We start from the raw sequence: 17,505 nt of genomic DNA, 5'->3' as shown, positions 1-17,505 counted from the left end.
TGTTCCCTATCTTTCTTTTAAGTTTAAATCACAGGCTATTACAACAATAATCCATGGCCAAATACTTAACATCATTGGATTTGAGGAAGATGCTAGTAAATAAGATAAAAAACCTAATCCAACACTCATATAAGAAACTTCCATTTTATAATTGGTAGTTTTCATTATATTAATAAATATGTTCTTAAAAATATTTATTATATATATACCGTAGAATGTAAAACCTACAATACCTGTTTGATATAAGAATGCATAGTAGAAATTTTCATACGACCACTTAGTTGTATGAGATCTTAAATAATAAGGTACGAATGCTTGCAATCCTTTTCCAAAAATAGGAGCACTTTTCCATTCTTTTAATAACACTTCTGTTTGTGTATCCCGGACACCTTTTCCTACAGAACCCGAATCAAAAGCATCTGAAATTGTTTTAAATACCACTGAAAAAATATTGTCGTAACCTAAAATTGAATTTAGAAGATATATAGCCCCAAAAAGTCCCCCTAAAATGCCGAGTACTTTTAATATAGATGTTAAAAAACTTTTGATTGTTGTTTTTTTTATTAGAATTGCATAGGTTAAGCTAATTAATAAGGCCAGGATGTATATTATTTGTAAGGCCCTTCTTCCTGACAATAGTATTACTAAAAAACCAATAATATTGTTAAAAGTTGTTTGCTTACCGTGATTATCGAAATTTAATAAAGTAAATATTTCCATTGGTAAAAGAAACATTAACGAGTTCATGTTTCCTAACCTCACACTTAGGAAGTTTTCATCAACAATTGCTAATCCTTCTTCCCAAAAAATAAGTTGAGGAATTACACCAATATTTCCTAACATGAATAGTAAATCATAAATCAAAATAATAGTTGTAATATTTTGTATACCTGTAAAAAAGTACTTGAATCCTTCAGTATCTGTAATGAAAGTACTAATCAAATAAATAACTATTGGTTGTAATAGATAAACCCTGAGTATCGCTCCATCTAAAGAGAAGCCATTAGTTAATCCAAGTAAAAAATATAACGTCGAAATGATCAAAAAAGCAATTACACCCAAAAATAATTTTGATCGATAAAGATATTTAGTATTTACTATATTAACTAAACCCATAAAAGATAGTACAAAACTTAAGAATAATTTTAAAGCAGAAAAATTTGAGGGAAACATCATATAAATTAACATAAAGAATAAAAGTAAATTTATGCTAAATTTTTTATCATACTTAAATTTAATACTATTAGTTCTTAATTCACTCAAGAATACCACCAACTTTCATTAATATTCCGTCGAAAAAACCCTTATTCATTGCTTTGAATTTACTTATTTTTTGTTGTTCAAATAACAAGACAATCAAATATTGTTTTACAATTCTCAATAATACTTTAATAATAGATTGATGGTGATGTTTTTTCCAAAAATAGATGGCATTTCGAATGATATAATACTTACGGAAAGCTGAATGATTTAAAACTGATACTGTCCAGAAGAAAAACTGCCTTTCTTCCATATTACCTAATTCATGAGCTAATACAATATTATTAACTTGAATAATTTTGAATCCATTTACTTTTATTCTATAACAATATTCAAAATCGACTGAATCAATAAATAGATTATCGTCAAAACGACCTATCTTGTTCCAAATATTCGTATTATACAATGCGCCTGAAGTAATAACTTGGTCTACCAATTGGACCTCCCCCTGACCGTGGGAGAGAAATTCATTAGAATTTTTATCCTGAACCGAGGGACTAATAATTCCCACGTCGTTTATATCTGAATATTTAGACAATTTACTAACAAGATTCAAGGGGCTAACTGAATCTTGATCTAATAATAAACACCAATCATAATTATTGTCGTTTGCTTCATGCATAATTTGGTTTAATGCAAATGCTATCCCCTTATTTTTCGAATTAGATATAACTACACACTGTTTTTTATAATGATTTAATATAAGATTTTCAACCTCATTAAAATTATCTGAATTATTATCAATCAGAATAATTTTGTTAACCTGATTGTAAATCCCCTCGATATTATTTTTTAATTTATCCAAATTGGGATTAAAAAGTACTATACCAGCAATTACATTATCCACATTTTTACCTCTCTAATATATACCCGTCAAAATTAACCACTTGTTTATTAAATTAAGTTTCCAATCTCCCGTATCAATTTTTCTGCTAAATAATAGTTGTACGCGATTAAAATATGTATTCTTATATGTAGCGATTTTTATTAATACTTCTTTAATATCTACAGGAATTTGTTCATTATAATTTTCTAATAACAATTGGGCATTTACCAATTTAGAATTTTTATTCTTCCAATTCATTTTATATTCCACTTTTAATTTCTTTAAAAAATTTGCTTTATAATTTGATGTATTACTAGAATGTCTTCTGAAAAGAATATACGAATTATCATCGTAATAAACAACAGCTCCAACAGAAAATGCCACATTGGCTAACCAGGAATCATGCCCAATTTTTACCAGTTGATAATTTTTGATGACCGACTCACCCAATTCCTTATTAAATACAGAAGTACATCCTGATACAAAAGTTCTTGAGATTGAACTTCCTAAGCTTTTTTTTCTATTTTTAAATGATTTATAACCTATTTGAATCAAATTTTCATTAACTGCTTTCAAATCAGAATGATACAGGCTTGGTTTATTTTTAGGCAATTTGGATAATCTCTCATATGCCTTAATCAGTTTATTTTCCTGCCAAATGTCATCTTGATCGCAAAAAGCAAAGTATTCCGCATCATTAATATGATCATTTAATAATTTTAAAAAACTTTGAATGTACCCTAAATTTTCACCATATTCAACTACTATATTGGAATTAGAGCTATACGATTTTAAAATATCCTTAGTTTTATCTGTCGATCCATCATCACGTATATACAGCTTCCACTCAACATCCCTTTGTTTAGTTATACTTTCAATTTGCTCTTTTAAATATTCTTCACCATTATATGTCGATAATAATACTGCAATCATATTTTCCCCTTTTAAAAATCTTTATTAAAAATTTTTTCAAATACAGCACTAAATTCATTAATTGAGTTTGATAATGAAAATTCTTCGGATTTTTTAATTCCATTAGCTGACAACATCTGCGTATATTGAGAGTTAAAAAGAATTTTATTTATACCTATTTTGATTGACTCTATATCGGAAGGATCAGCTGTATACGCCGTGATATCATGTATAGCATACTCTTTTATTCCATGTCTATCCGATGTTAATAATGGAACACCAGCAGCCATCGCTTCGATTCCAGCCATACCTAACCCCTCAGATAACGATGGAAAAGCAAACATATCACTGATTTTAAGCAGTTCTGAAATATCTTTTCTAAATCCAAGTAATGTTATTTTATTTTGTAAGTCCTTTGAATCAATATAATTTTGTAGTTTTTCTTGTAATGGACCTGTACCGCAGATTATATATCTTAATTTATCATTCTTAATTTCAGAAATAGCTTTGATTATAGCAATATGATTTTTTCTAACCGATAATTCACCAACTGATATAATTAGTTTATCTTCTGAATCTGATTTAAATTCATCTTTTAAATTTTTTACAATATCAGCGTTTGGATTTTTATACTTACTAGTATCTACACCAACACCATGAACTTTAAAAACAGATTTGTTAAATTTTTTAGCCCTTTCAAAATCCTCTTGATTAATTGTAATAATATGATTAGTGAATTTCCCAAGTATTGCTTCAATTGGATAAAATTTTATCCAGGAAGATAATGAAGATCCCTTACAAAAATTAAATCCATGGCAAATATAAATAGACTTCAAATTTTTTTTATATTTTATACCAGCAAGCCTAGTTATTGCAGAAGCTATAGCTGTATTAGTTATAAAATAATCATAGTTATTTGATTTGAATATTTTATTTACCTTTTTATAGGCATCATAATTACCTTTATTAAAAATCGTTCTTTGAAATGGAATATCATAAACATTGTCGATGAGTTCGACTAATTCAGAATCTAAGTTATCTGTAATATTACATGCTATATCAACTTTATGTCCTTGTTCGCGTATTTTTTTTATATGTGGAATTAAGAATGTGTTTATTGTTGTAGAAACTGTTGCAACAAGCAAAACTTTCATAGTGACCTTCCAATCTATTTAATTTTATTTACCGGAACTCCCACATATGTGCCTTGTTCTGGAATACTATTAATTACCACTCCACCAGCACCAATAATTGTATAAGGGGGTATGTTAATTGAGTTTACTAGATTTGCTCCAGTACCAATCCAACAATTATTCCCTATGTTAACAGTTCCAGCAATTGTTACGCCTGGCGAAACGTGAGTATAGTTTTTTATGATACAATCATGATCCACACTAGAATTTGTATTTATAATTACTCCAACTCCTAAAGTTGTACCTGAGTTAACTGAAACTCCTGCCATAATTGCAGTACCTTTTCCAATTTTAACATCTATTCCAATATTTGCTGATGGGTGAATTAAAGTGGCTAATTCTCCATTAGAATTACCAATCTCACTAGCAATGTGTTCTCTAACATGATTATTTCCAATTGAAATAAAAAAATCATAGTTGTCAACATATTGGTTAAGATTTTCCGGTATATCAATTATTTTTAAACCTAATATTTCCTTTTTGGGCATGTCCATATCTAAAAAGGAAATTTCTGTCCATTTTTTCATTTTCATTGCAATGTCTGCACAAACTTTTCCATGCCCACCAGCTCCAATTATTAAAAGCTTATCATGCATTAAATATTTCCAACTTTCTACTTGTTACCTTTAAATGACTCTTTAGTAGCCATGCCTTCTTCAGAAACACCTTCGCGCCTTAATACAGTAATAACAGTTCTAAAAAGAACCGCTATGTCAAATACGAAACTTACTTTTTCAACGTATTCAACATCGTAAGCAAATCTTTGTTTCCAAGTTTGTGCATTACGTCCATTTACTTGTGCGAATCCGGTTAACCCTGGTCTAACTAAATGTCTTTTGCTTTGTTCATCATTGTATAATGGGAGATATTTTACTAATAAAGGTCTAGGTCCAATAAGACTCATATCACCTTTTAGAATGTTAAACAATTCAGGCAACTCATCTAGACTTGTTGCTCGCAATTTTTTACCAAAAGTTGTTAAACGAACATCATCTGGTAGAAGATTTCCTTCCGCATCTGTTTCATCCGTCATTGAGCGAAATTTCATCATATCGAATACTTTTTCATTCATTCCTGGGCGTTGTTGTCTAAATAAAATCGGACTACCTAATTTTATTCTTACTAATATTGCTACAATTATTAATACTGGACTAAGTACAATGATAGCTACCAACGAAATCAAAATATCAAGAAATCGTTTTATATATCTAGTATAAACGCTGTTATAATTCATTTCAGTTAAACAATCCTTTAATCACTTCAATTATTCGGTGTTGTTGTTCATTAGTCATTTTTGTATCACTAGGCAAACATACTCCTTTATCGAATAACTCATTACTTACACCTGATCCAATAAAATCAGTACCTTCAAATACTGGTTGTAAATGCATTGGTTTCCAAACTGGACGAGATTCAATGTTTGCTTCATTCAATTTATCAATCATCATCTTTGGTGTTACAGTTTCTGATTCGATTAGTAATGGACTTAACCAATGGTTAGAGCGTTCATTTTCTGGATCATCGAGCATAACAATTTCTGGTATATCTTTGAAAGCTTCTTTATAAGTATTAAAAATAACATTTTTCTTTACCACACGGTCTTCTAATACTTTCAATTGACCACGACCAATTCCTGCAGAAATATTACTTAGACGGTAATTATAGCCTACTTCCTTATGTTCATAATGTAATACTGGCTCCCTAGATTGTGTAGCCCAAAATCGAGCTTTTAGAATACCTTCTTCATTGTTAGAAACTAACATTCCTCCACCAGAAGTAGTAATTATTTTATTCCCATTAAATGAATATACGCCATAGTCACCAAATGTACCTGTCCATTGACCGCTATAAATAGTCCCTAAACTTTCCGCTGCATCTTCAATCAATGGTACCTTGTGGGCTTCACAAATAGCTTTGATTTTATCAATTTGTGCTGAAACGCCGTATAAGTGAACAACTAATACAGCCTTAGGTGTGTACTTTTTAAATGCTTCTTCTAGTGCATCTGGATCCATATTCCAAGATTTTCTTTCTGAATCAATGAATACTGGTTGTGCTCCTTGATACATAATAGGATTGGCAGTTGCTGAGAAAGTTAAATCTTGACAGAATACAATATCATCATGTCCAACTCCTACTGCTTTCAAGGCTAAGTGAATAGCTGATGTTCCTGAATCCAAAGCCAATGCATGATCAATACCAACCATATTAGCTAGTGTGTTTTCAAATTCATTTACATTTTCACCAAGTGGTGCAATCCAGTTTTTGTCAAAGGCATCTTTTACATAATCACGTTCGTATCCTTCGTCACTCATATGAGGTGACGCTAGTAAAATTCTATCCATAATTCATTTCTCCTTTATAATGTGCAGCAACATAAAATTAATCTTTGATATTAGCAAATCGTTTCTGGACTTGCTCATAACTTTCTAGTGTTCCGATATCGTAGCGGTATTCATCAAATACGTAGCCATATACTGTACTGTGATCCAACAAGCACGGGATAAAGGTCCCGTTAGCATCCATATTGTATCCTTCTTTTCGATAATCATTGAAGAGTGTTAGACCCTCTTTCTGTATGATGTAGAAAGTTGGTACAGCGTATGGATAATTTACATTTGTTGGTTTTTCTTCAAATCCGATTATCTTGCAATTTTCATCAATATTGGCTGTGTCACCACGTATTAGTTGTTTAAGGTCATCTTTTTTGTAGATGGATATAGCATTACCTTCGTGCGCCTTGTAGAAGCTAACTAGGTCCACAAGCGAAAAACCAAATAGATTATCACCGGCTGCAATCATCAAATCATCTTCAACTTTTGCTTGTTCAATTACAAAGTGAATATCACCTAAAGCACCTAAACGATCTTCATTCGATAAAGTACCATCATTGATTACTGTTAACTTAATGCCATAAGTAGCTTCTTTTGCCCATTCTTCAAAGTGAGTATGAAACTTATCATTAGTAACGATAAATATTTCATCTAATTCCTTAACGGCAACTATTTTTTCCACAATGGAATCTAATATAGTCTGGTTACCAACTTTTAATAATGGCTTAGGTCGATTTTTAGTTAGTAGGTAAAGTTTGGTTGCATAACCAGCTGCTAGAATTATTGCTTTCATTAGCAGTGATCCTCCACATTCACAAATCTTGCACCATCATCTGTCTTACAGAAGTTGACTTCGTAAACATCTTTAATGGCTGGGAATTTATCTGGATAAACGACATCAATTTTTGCTTTGATGTCTTCTTTTTTACTTGGGTCAATTAAACCGATAACAGGCCCACGGAAACCTGCTCCTGATGGGTGGGCTCCGTTTACGCCATCTATTTCTTGTAAGATATCAAAAATCAATTTAATTTCTGGAATACCATTTTCTTGTTGGTAGAAAGAGGAATTGCCAGATTCAAACATCAATTGACCAAAGGTATCTATATCGCCATTTGCGTATGCTTCTGCACCTTTTAAGACACATTCTTGTTCTGTATAGAAATGTGCTGCACGTTTTCTAAAGCGGTTAGGTAATTGATATTTGTATTTGTTATATATATCGATTGGAATATTTCGTACTTTCCCATCTTCTAAAACTGGTAGTGGTTGACCTGCTAATTCAAGTAATAACCATCCGGCTACACGGACTTCTTCAACACGGTTGTTGAAGTCTGTACCCATAAGATTTTTAGAGATACCTGAGCAGACAACAATTACTTCAAAGTCTTTAAAATCTGCCCCCTTATCAATCATTACATATTTATTGGTTAAGCAGTCCATCCACATCAATTGATTGTTCATACTAAACACATTAGCTGATTGATCAAGAATACCATTTTTCAAACAAATAAATTTGGATTCAACCCAATGGCTATACATAATAATATCCATTTTTGAAACTTCAATATTGTTAACGTCACATAAGGCCATTAGATAAGCTGTTGTAACTGCTGATGATGATGATAAACCACCGATAGGCAATTTACCTGAGACAACAGCGTTCAAGCCCACTTTTAAGACGTGGTCTGCTTGCAAGACTTTGACTGCACCACGAATATATGAGCCCCAGAATCCAGGGATATACTCTAAATCATGGCCAAATGAAAATAATTCTGTATCCGAAAAATCTAAACTTTGAATTTCAACATAGCGATCTTCCCGCGGTGCATAAATCAAATCCACGCTGGCATCCAGGGCCATCCCCGTTACAGCCCCACCTTGGTAGTCTGAATGTGCCCCATCGGACAAATTCGAAGCGGTGATTTTACCAATTTTAAGTCATTTGAGTTGTCATATTCATCCATAAATCTTTTCATACAATTTGGTATAAATTCTCAACCTCCAATCTATTTTGGGTTATTCTTCATTATTATAGCAAAGAAATATCACTTTTTAGGCGTAACTATCATTTTTTGCTAAATAATTGTTAAATTATTCTAAAAAATTTATAATATAAATAAAAATAAGTCCAATTTAGTATATATATTGGTTAAATAAACGTTAAGAGATAAAACTATTAGAAATCTGTACGCGACATGAGGTATTAGAACATTGTGTACGTACCAATAATCCGAGAGACAATCATCATAAAAAGTATTCACTCACGAGATTGATTGTAAGTGAATTTCCTAGTGATTCAACTAAAGCTCTAACAATAATATCTTAGCCCAAAATCCGAACACTTTGAGTGGATTGTCAAATATACGAACCATAACATCTGTTTTCCCTAACGAAGCATAATCAATATACTAAAAAAGCATCAAAGCCATTCTTCAATTGGTTTTGATGCTTTTTAATTAACTTCTTTCAGATTCTCTTAGTACTGGCCCTATAAGATTTGTGGCAAGTAGATTCTCTGCTTGATCGCTTGGTATCAAGACGCGGTGGCTTGGAATTATAATAGCTATTGGATTGCTGTTAATTGCCCCAATTATCGCATTAGCTGTTCCAAGCCCTTTTGTTTGACGAGCTTTTATTCTTTCTACTAACTGGTCTAAAGTGATAGTTTGGCCGAAAGGAATTTTTTGTAGTTCCGCCCACACGTCCTGCTGGAAGGCTGTACCTTGGGGCATTAATTGGAAATCAATCGTTTCAATCGGTTGCTTAGAAAAATAGTTATCTAACCATTTAATTGCTTGACCAATAATGGTTGATTGATGAAGGTCTGTAAGCAATTGAACATTATCAAAATCAAACCGCCCGCCATAATTTTCTTGATTCTCATACCATGCGCCCAATAATCCATGGTCGTTTGCTAGTAATGTAATAATGCCTAATTCAGATGTATAAGGATATTTATATAACATGAAATGACTCCTTTTATATGATTCTTTACATTATAACAGAATCCTAGTTGCTGGCTAGAATATCCTTACTGGTATATATGCCAGGTTGATAGGTTTTATTATTTATTAATTTAGTCATTTCATTAAAAGTATAGTGATCTTCTAAAATCAAAATTTTGACATAGGATGCAATTAAATCATTAAATTCAGATAATGACATATTAAAATCTTCTCTACCATCAACGTCAGGAGAGTATAACCAGTATTTACCGAAGAAACCAACGAAATAGTTATCGACTTCTTTTTTATTTGTTGAAACAATCAGGTACCGGTCATCATTTAAGGTCATATGATTTCCTGTTATGCTAGTGATTTCACCTGCAACTGATGTTTGATAATTGACGTCGTTATATAACAACCCGCCTGATTCTGACATAATCAATAATGCTGACGAGAATAATAACAATACTGTCGCATATTGATAAAGTTTTCTCGTTTTGATTGTTTTATAAGATTTAAAGTCACGATACTCGATACGTTGTTCATATAAAGCATAGTCTATTTGTCTCGCAAGAAACATCCCCGCTAGTCCAAGTGCCATAATGACCATACTTGATGCATAGCGGTCAAAACCAGCAGGGTACAAGGCTTCTTCTGTTGGCATGGAGAATAGAAACATCACATATATACCAATGTAATAGATAATTGTAATGATATTAATTAGAGCCAATTGCTATAGGATAGGATTCTTCTTTCCAATTACCCAGTGAATGATGATATAAGCACCAATCATAATCACTTGTACAAGTAGCATCCCTTGGGTAGAAACAGTTGATAGGCTTGTAATCGTATCAATGAATTAATCAGTAATTTGGTGAATAATTGTCCCATCTTTTGCTTGGAATACCTCTTGATACGAGGTAACTGAAACTTCATGCTTCGTCACAGGGAAATTAGCCTTTACATGAATGTTCCAAAGCCAAATAGGCATAAAGGATAAAACACTTGTTGATAAGATTAGTAAGCTTGATTTGAATTTGCTCTTTTTCCCAGAAAGGTTTCTGAAGCTTTCATATAAATAGTAAATCAAGATGAGTGCTGCAAAGAAACTAGCATTTGATTTGACTAGAGTTAAGGCTGAAACAATCAGTAAGGTATAGATACTCATGCCTTTTAGATTATGGCGCATTTTATAAATTCCGGCAATTCCAGCTAATGCGAGTAAAGGCAATAAGAAATCAACTAGTAGGTTGTTCATACGAATTGCCTTATTAAAGTGGTTAAAAGCTGCAAATAAGTTAAATAACATGGCTAGAATAAGGATCCGACTAGTATCTCTGACTACTGAAAACATTGCGTAAATACAGGAGAGTATTAATGCAAATTGCCCTATCATTAAAACACTATCTGTATAACCTGCAAGATAAGTTGCAAAGTATACTAACAAAGATGACCCCATTGGATAAGAAGTATAGGAGATTATGGTATCCTGGACATCCGGTAGTCGGCCTTCGGTGTAAAGAAATTTAACGATGGTCGCCCAGTGAGAGTATTTATCATAGTGGTTTAAATGGATCTGCAAGAATATATTGTTATCAGAGTACGTAACAAAAATTAATCAAAAAATGGCCTCGGGCTAATAAGAAAGCAAAAAGAGTTAATTGACACATGATATCAATCAACTCTTTCATTTTTATTTCTTTATAGCCTTCAATACCTTTTGTGCCCGTTGTCGTGTCTTACGATTGGGACTTTTCATCCGGCGCCGTGCACTAGCTAGATCCATTTTTTCTGCCATCCTTCTGCCTCCTTGTTATTTTATTTGAATTTCTTAAATCGTAATAGTTACGATTTAAGATTATGCATTTATTTTACTTGTTGCCAATATGTCTGTCAACTAGGGTTAGAAAAGATTAAAAAAAGGAGAGCAAACACAAGGTGTTTGTCTCCTCTTCTAATAGATTCTTTAAGACAGCTAAAGATATGACCTAGTAAGAGAAAAACATAGATTAGGAAATGTTTTTTCCACTATTTGAACTATCCTCTTACACTCCATCTATCTAACCAGGCTTCCATCTCAAACCATCTGTGCATCCTTAGTCGTATCATTATTTTCTCTTAAGGTTAAGACCCCATCATTCATTTCATAGACTTTATCGCATTGGGCTATTAAACGAAGATCGTGTGTAACCATGATAGTTGTTTTATTTTGTTGTTTGGTCATTTTGGCCAAGACATCCACCACATCCATCGCACGTTTAGAGTCTAGGCTTGCTGTTGGTTCGTCGGCAAATATAATTGAAGGATTATTATATAAGGCGCGCGCAATTGCTACACGCTGCTTTTCCCCCCCAGATATTTGCTCTGGAAATTTATTTTTTAATTTTTCAATACCTAGTAGTTCCAGTAAATCTAGTTGGCTTTTCTCTTTTTTAGATAGTTTATCGACTAATTTTAATTGATCAGATACTTTTAGGAATGGAATAAGGTTTGAAGCTTGTAGGATAAATCCTACTTCTTCAAAACGAATGCGCGCCCGCTCTTTTTCTTTCTTTTCACTAAAGGGTTTATCATTAATCATGACCCTACCTTGTGTTGGCTCCTGTAAGCCGGCAGCAATACTTAAAAAAGTACTTTTTCCTGAACCGGATGGCCCGATAATAGCAATAAATTCACCTTTCTCTGCTGTAAATGACGTTTCTTCAAGGGCCACAATTTCCGTATCCCCATCTTTAAATTTTTTCTGTACATTTTCAATTGTTAATACACTCATATTGACCTCCTAGGCGATTGCTCTTGCTGGATCGACGTTCACTATTGTTTTCACTGAGAATAAGGCACCAATTAATGAACAAAGTAAAATCAAACCGCCAACTGCTATAAAGAATAGCCAATTGATTTGGGTTGGCACCTGAGCTGGTAGGAAATAAATGCTCAAAACGGTCACCGCAACGCCGAATACTAGACCTATTAATGTAAGGATAAAGGTTTGCACAACTACAGAACGACCAATTGTGCCTGTTGAAATACCTTGAGCTTTCATCACGCCGAATACATCAATTTTTTGAATGGTTAAGACGTAAATAAAGATACCAATCACCACTGCAGCAATGATAATTAAAAAGCCAATCATGAAGATAAATGTAAGTAGCTGGGCGCTATATCCTGGTAAATTATTGATAAAATCTGCCGTTGACCATACTTTCAGATCGTCAGGTAGGTTTGTTGCTTCACCATGTACAACAATCGCATTAATCATTTGATTAGTCGCTTCTTGCCCTGATTCAACTTCAGGCATTTGGCTATTATCTGATGTATTCGTTGTATTTAAAGAAGCATCTTGGATGTTTCTAAAAGCATTTTGTGTGATATGAACCATCGGCGCAATACTATATTTCGTATTTGTCGTTAATCCCACAACTTCAAAAGCTTGTCCTTCAATCGTTACAGTATCCCCTATTGTTAGGCCATATTGTTCAGTTAGACTATCATCAATTAAGGCTTCGTTATCAGCGTCTACCTGACGCCCTTCAGTGACTTTAGGCGCAATAAAGTCATCAAAATCAATACCAAATAGGGAAATAGATAGTTGTTCATCATTTTCGATATCATCTGAATGCATATTGGTTGGCGTCTGTAATATTGAAGCTTTACTATCTGCATCAACCGCATCATAATCTGCTTCATTTATATTAGAGCGACTAATTGTCCCATCTGCTTCTTCTGTCAAGATGATTTGGTCAGCCTGCCACTGGTCAATCCCAATTCTATTCTCCATCGCTAGACCAAAAGCCAAACTAATTAAGAAAAAAACTAAAAAGGCAATCAAAAACATGACACCAACAACCAAACTATACTTTTTCTTTGCATATAATATTTCTTTAATGGCTAAAAACATGCCTACTTGCTTCCTCTCTCTATCTGTTACATCTATTTATTCATCGTCAAAAATCCAGCTATTCTTGTAAGCCAGATGTGATGACTAGTGTCTATAAAACGCAGGCCTATTCTTGTTTTAGTCCTATTAATAAGTTTGCATGTTTGACACGCTAATCATCCAAAAAATAGGCTAAAATAAGGGCTCATCCGCGTTATTAAGGGGTTTTGCGACTAGATTTATGTGTCTTTTAACACCTTCTTCGCTTGGTAAATCAAGCGGGCCCGTTCAACGCTACTGGTATAATTTCTTTGAGTAAAGCAATTGTAATTCGCTTTCCTAACAGCATCACCAATGCCATGGTAGATATAAGCAGACGTTAGGATGGGTAGTTGTGCTGCTTGGCTAAAGTCTTTTAGAAAGGGTTCAATACTATAGTAGTACTGGTCAGCAATCTGAGCTAGATGCTCCCACAAATCAATCCATTTTTGCGGAATAGTGCCAGCCTCATATGACAACTGTTTGATCATTGCTTCATCTACATTGTAGGCATCAAGTAGCGTTTGAGGTAAATAGATGCGTTGTCTATCCCGATAGTCTTCCCCCACATCCCTTAAAATATTGGTTAATTGCATGCCAATACCTAAATCTATAGCTGCTTGACGCAGTGTTTCACTTATAGGCGTATCTTTATCAACTAATAAGGGTAGCAGCATTTCCCCAACTGATCCTGCAACATTAGATGAATAGGCCACCAAATCTGCCATATCCACTACTTTATGGCCTAAAATATCCATTCGTTGTCCTTGGATTTGTTTCAATAAAGCATCCGTAGACACTTGATAGGTGGATACCGTATCTTTGAAGGCCAACCACCAAGCAAATGGTTCCTCTTCACTCGTTTCTATATTTAGAATTTGTGCTTCTAAAACATCTAACTTTCCCAGAGCTTCTTCTTGTGTGAGGTCTCCGCTATCTGCAATATCATCTACATATCGATTGTAGGCGTATAAAGCTGCAACACCTTCAAATGCCTCTTTTGGTAGCAAACGAAAAGCTTGGTAAAAACTCTTTGATGCTTCTGCCATCGTATTTTCAGAAGCTTTATAAGATGCGCTAAGCAAACGATTTCTTGCCATAATCTCCCTTTCCTCTCTAACTCTAACCCTCGTCATCTAACATCAACTCATCGGCACAAATTTTGCCACTCTCGATGACTATAGGGACCCCTGCACCTGGATGTGTGGAGGAACCCGTGAAATATAAACCCGACACATTTTCAGCTTTTGCTTGCGGTCTGAAGTGGTTACTTTGCATTAAGGTTGGTTGCAAACCAAAAGTAGCCCCGCGATATGCATTATAGTGGGATTCAAAATCATTAGGCGTAAATACACGTTCTACTTCAATTTGACTTTCAAGGTCTTCTAATCCAGGTATACCTGCCAATGTTTCCAAGGCTTTCTCTTTATAAAATTGCACTGTGGATTGGTCATAAGCATACTGTGCTGTGCCTAATTCTGACACTGGCATCAGGAGATAGAAATTAGCTTTTCCTTCTGGTGCACGAGTTTCATCAACTTGGGAAGGTACGTGAAGGTATATTGATGGATTGTCAATCAAACGTCCGTCAAAAATCCGTGCCATATTATCGTCTAAATCCTCTGAGATGATAAAGTTATGGGTCTTCAAATCTTTAAACGTACCGTTCACTCCCCAGTAAAAGATTAAACAAGAGCAAGAGTAATCCATTTGGTCTATCTTCTTGGCTGTATATTTACCCCGGTTTACATCGCCATCGATTAAATGTTTCATCGTATATGGGAAATCAGCATTTGAAATCACTCTTTTACTAGGAATAAATTGTTCGCCAACTTGTAAACCATTTACTTGTTGTTCGTCAATTAAAATCTTATCCACTGGTGTGTTATAGTGAATGACGCCACCTAACTCTTCAAACAATTCAGCAAAGCCTTTAGCAACGGTGTGCATGCCACCTTTAACATAATGAATGCCGTATAGTAGTTCAATCATTGGAATCATATTATAAAGTGAAGGCCCATTTTTAGGGGAAACGCCTATATAAAGCGTTTGAAAAGCCATTAACTGCTGAATATCTTTATTTGGAATAAATTTCGCCATCATATGTTCTGCACTGTCAAATGTTTTTAATTTAAGCGCATTGATCAGCATAGAAGGATTGTAAATATCCGATTTATGTCTAAATGGGCGCCTAATAAAATGGTCCATAGCCACTTGATATCGTTGGTACATCTCTGCAAGATATTGAAGAAAACCAAGTGCAGTTTGAGGATCTTTAGATTCCATTAAAGCCATTAAATCAGTCAAGTCATTACTCACGCTATAGTGGCGGTAAGGGTCTCCTTTAAAATATACGTCATACATCGGGGTTAGCTTCTGCATAGGGATGTAATCTTCCGGGTCCCGACCAGTTAAGGTAAAAAGCTCTCTATATGCTTCTGGCCACATAACAATCGTTGGACCTACATCGAAGGTATAGCCATCCACTGCCATCTGGTTCATCTTACCGCCCGGCAACGATTCTTTCTCAAAAATTTCAACTTGGTAGCCTGCATGCTGCAAGCGGATAGCTGCAGACAAGCCACCTATCCCTGCCCCAATGATTGCGATTTTTTCTTTACTTGTCATGTTATTGGTCCCCTTTTATAGATCCATTTTATTATTTTATCAGTTGATAAGTTTTATTAATAACAGATTACCATTTACGGTATGACTTATCAAGTATATGGGATTTATGCATGGCTTTTTTTTGGAATCAAGCTATAATAATAAATAGAGAGGAGTTCATCTCATCATGTCCTTAAAAGATTCTTCAAGCAGAAGACGTATTATTGAAGTTGCACGGAATAAATTTATGTCTAGCGGTTATAAAGCTACCTCTACTAGAATGATTGCGAAAGAAGTTGGGATTACACAGCCAAACTTGTATTATCATTTTAAAAACAAGGAAAGTCTTTATCTTGGGGTTTTAGATGAAATAGGTGGGGAAGTGTACACTGACCTATTAGCCATTGTTGAAAATGACCAGCTTGACCTAGCTGGTAAACTTTTACAAATGTCTTATTATCTACAAGATAACCAAGATATGGATATCTATACTATGATGCAAGATATGCAAGCAGATATTTCCGTTGAAAGTAGACGTATCCTATATCAAATCTTTCAAGAAAATTATAAACGGCCGTTCATCTTATTATTTGATGATTACGAAAAGCAATTAAAACCTCAGCTCACTGGAGATAAAATCGCCACATATTTCTTTGTGACACTAGCCCCTTATATTTCTTCTAAACACACAATCACCAAAACGATTGCTTTGGAAGAAATGGTTGATTTATTTCTGCATGGAATTATCTAATTGAATAGGGTGTTTCATATGTAAATACCTCCCGACTATCGGGTCAAAAAAAAGAGTTGATTGAAATGTATCTCAATCAACTCTTTCACTTTTACTTGTTTATAGACTTTAATATCATTTTTGCACATTGCCGTATTTGACGGTTCGTTTTTTTCATCTGGCACCTGCACTAGCCGAATTCATATTTTCTGCCATATTTCTTTCTACTTGACTTTCTAATAGTAAGTAGCTAGAATCGTAATGATTACGATTAGTTTTTCGGAATGTTATATTCACTATTTTCAGAGCATTTCCCAACACAAGGTACAGAAAGGAATTATTTATGGCTAAGAAATCAAAGATTGAAAAAGCACAAAAACAACTAGCAACCGTAGAAAAATATAGAGAAAAACGTGACGCGTTAAAAGCAGCTGGTGACTATGAAGGTTTAAGCAAATTACCACGTAACGCCTCACCTACCCGTATACACAATCGAGACAGAATTGATGGTCGTCCACACGGTTATATGCGTAAATTTGGAGTTAGTCGTATCCGTTTTAGAGAATTAGCTCACCAAGGAAAAATCCCTGGTGTGAAAAAAGCATCTTTCTAAATTAATAAGTAAGATCAATACCCTAGTAGCCATTTTTGTTATCTAGGGTTCATTTATATTGCAATATTAAAAGGCTCTACAATATATAGGACTGATGACTTGAAAAAGTCATTGGTTCTATATTTTTTTACAAAAAAAGAGGAATCTCCATTATCATAAAGTTAACC

The 17,505-nt window shown here is 33.9% G+C and carries 19 protein-coding genes; 2 read left to right on the top strand and 17 right to left on the bottom strand.

The annotated features are described in order from the left end of the window. Window positions 1-6: 6 nt before the first annotated feature. The 17 genes from ACFW0C_RS00095 to ACFW0C_RS00015 all read right to left on the bottom strand — a co-directional run bounded on the left by ACFW0C_RS00095 (window position 7) and on the right by ACFW0C_RS00015 (window position 16,016). Complete coding sequence (locus ACFW0C_RS00095) at window positions 7-1,263, bottom strand: hypothetical protein (protein ID WP_378104302.1); 1,257 nt, start codon at window positions 1,261-1,263, stop codon at window positions 7-9. Further along, window positions 1,256-2,107, bottom strand: coding sequence for a glycosyltransferase family 2 protein (locus ACFW0C_RS00090; protein ID WP_378104300.1), 852 nt, complete (start codon window positions 2,105-2,107; stop codon window positions 1,256-1,258). The genes ACFW0C_RS00095 and ACFW0C_RS00090 overlap by 8 nt, the downstream gene beginning before the upstream one ends. A gap of 12 nt (window positions 2,108-2,119) precedes the next feature. Next, window positions 2,120-3,019: a glycosyltransferase gene (locus ACFW0C_RS00085; protein WP_378104299.1), complete on the bottom strand. Its 900-nt coding sequence runs from the start codon at window positions 3,017-3,019 to the stop codon at window positions 2,120-2,122. A gap of 11 nt (window positions 3,020-3,030) precedes the next feature. Further along, window positions 3,031-4,152 carry a glycosyltransferase gene (locus tag ACFW0C_RS00080; protein WP_378104295.1) on the bottom strand — a complete coding sequence of 374 codons (1,122 nt, stop codon included), beginning with the start codon at window positions 4,150-4,152 and terminating at the stop codon, window positions 3,031-3,033. 14 nt (window positions 4,153-4,166) lie between these two features. Next, window positions 4,167-4,787 (bottom strand): acetyltransferase, encoded by a 621-nt coding sequence (locus tag ACFW0C_RS00075; RefSeq protein ID WP_378104293.1) that lies wholly within the window; start codon window positions 4,785-4,787, stop codon window positions 4,167-4,169. Window positions 4,788-4,804: 17 nt separating this feature from the next. Continuing rightward, window positions 4,805-5,425 (bottom strand): sugar transferase, encoded by a 621-nt coding sequence (locus tag ACFW0C_RS00070; RefSeq protein WP_378104292.1) that lies wholly within the window; start codon window positions 5,423-5,425, stop codon window positions 4,805-4,807. Window position 5,426: 1 nt separating this feature from the next. Next, window positions 5,427-6,536, bottom strand: a complete 1,110-nt coding sequence (locus ACFW0C_RS00065) for a DegT/DnrJ/EryC1/StrS family aminotransferase (protein ID WP_378104289.1) — start codon at window positions 6,534-6,536, stop codon at window positions 5,427-5,429. 37 nt (window positions 6,537-6,573) lie between these two features. Continuing rightward, window positions 6,574-7,317: an NDP-sugar synthase gene (locus ACFW0C_RS00060; protein ID WP_378104287.1), complete on the bottom strand. Its 744-nt coding sequence runs from the start codon at window positions 7,315-7,317 to the stop codon at window positions 6,574-6,576. Then, window positions 7,317-8,435 carry a galactokinase gene (locus tag ACFW0C_RS00055; RefSeq protein ID WP_378104285.1) on the bottom strand — a complete coding sequence of 373 codons (1,119 nt, stop codon included), beginning with the start codon at window positions 8,433-8,435 and terminating at the stop codon, window positions 7,317-7,319. Before ACFW0C_RS00055 ends, ACFW0C_RS00060 begins: the two co-directional genes overlap by 1 nt. A gap of 548 nt (window positions 8,436-8,983) precedes the next feature. Beyond that, window positions 8,984-9,493, bottom strand: a complete 510-nt coding sequence (locus ACFW0C_RS00050; protein ID WP_378104282.1) for a methylated-DNA--[protein]-cysteine S-methyltransferase — start codon at window positions 9,491-9,493, stop codon at window positions 8,984-8,986. A 43-nt stretch (window positions 9,494-9,536) separates the two neighbouring features. Beyond that, on the bottom strand, window positions 9,537-10,136 hold the full coding sequence (locus tag ACFW0C_RS00045; protein WP_378104280.1) for a hypothetical protein: 600 nt from the start codon (window positions 10,134-10,136) through the stop codon (window positions 9,537-9,539). Window positions 10,137-10,331: 195 nt separating this feature from the next. After that, on the bottom strand, window positions 10,332-10,826 hold the full coding sequence (locus tag ACFW0C_RS00040; protein WP_378104277.1) for a hypothetical protein: 495 nt from the start codon (window positions 10,824-10,826) through the stop codon (window positions 10,332-10,334). Between the two features lie 339 nt (window positions 10,827-11,165). After that, a complete protein-coding gene (locus tag ACFW0C_RS00035) occupies window positions 11,166-11,270 on the bottom strand; it encodes a putative metal homeostasis protein (protein ID WP_149314769.1) in 105 nt (34 codons plus the stop codon). Between the two features lie 279 nt (window positions 11,271-11,549). Then, complete coding sequence (locus tag ACFW0C_RS00030) at window positions 11,550-12,245, bottom strand: ABC transporter ATP-binding protein (RefSeq protein ID WP_378104275.1); 696 nt, start codon at window positions 12,243-12,245, stop codon at window positions 11,550-11,552. A gap of 9 nt (window positions 12,246-12,254) precedes the next feature. After that, window positions 12,255-13,370: an ABC transporter permease gene (locus ACFW0C_RS00025; protein ID WP_378104273.1), complete on the bottom strand. Its 1,116-nt coding sequence runs from the start codon at window positions 13,368-13,370 to the stop codon at window positions 12,255-12,257. 218 nt (window positions 13,371-13,588) lie between these two features. Next, a complete protein-coding gene (locus tag ACFW0C_RS00020; RefSeq protein WP_378104271.1) occupies window positions 13,589-14,488 on the bottom strand; it encodes a phytoene/squalene synthase family protein in 900 nt (299 codons plus the stop codon). Window positions 14,489-14,510: 22 nt separating this feature from the next. Continuing rightward, on the bottom strand, window positions 14,511-16,016 hold the full coding sequence (locus tag ACFW0C_RS00015; RefSeq protein ID WP_378104269.1) for a phytoene desaturase family protein: 1,506 nt from the start codon (window positions 16,014-16,016) through the stop codon (window positions 14,511-14,513). A 166-nt stretch (window positions 16,017-16,182) separates the two neighbouring features. Between ACFW0C_RS00015 and ACFW0C_RS00010 the strand changes: the two genes are divergently transcribed. Both ACFW0C_RS00010 and rpsN read left to right on the top strand, forming a co-directional pair. Further along, window positions 16,183-16,746, top strand: a complete 564-nt coding sequence (locus tag ACFW0C_RS00010) for a TetR/AcrR family transcriptional regulator (RefSeq protein WP_378104268.1) — start codon at window positions 16,183-16,185, stop codon at window positions 16,744-16,746. 322 nt (window positions 16,747-17,068) lie between these two features. Next, window positions 17,069-17,338: a 30S ribosomal protein S14 gene (rpsN, locus tag ACFW0C_RS00005; protein WP_378104266.1), complete on the top strand. Its 270-nt coding sequence runs from the start codon at window positions 17,069-17,071 to the stop codon at window positions 17,336-17,338. Window positions 17,339-17,505 lie beyond the last annotated feature (167 nt).

The organism is Aerococcus sp. NPDC058936, from assembly GCF_042741995.1.
GTDB lineage: Bacteria > Bacillota > Bacilli > Lactobacillales > Aerococcaceae > Aerococcus.
Note: the sequence above shows the minus strand (reverse complement) of the source record. Positions and strands in the feature narration are given on the sequence as shown.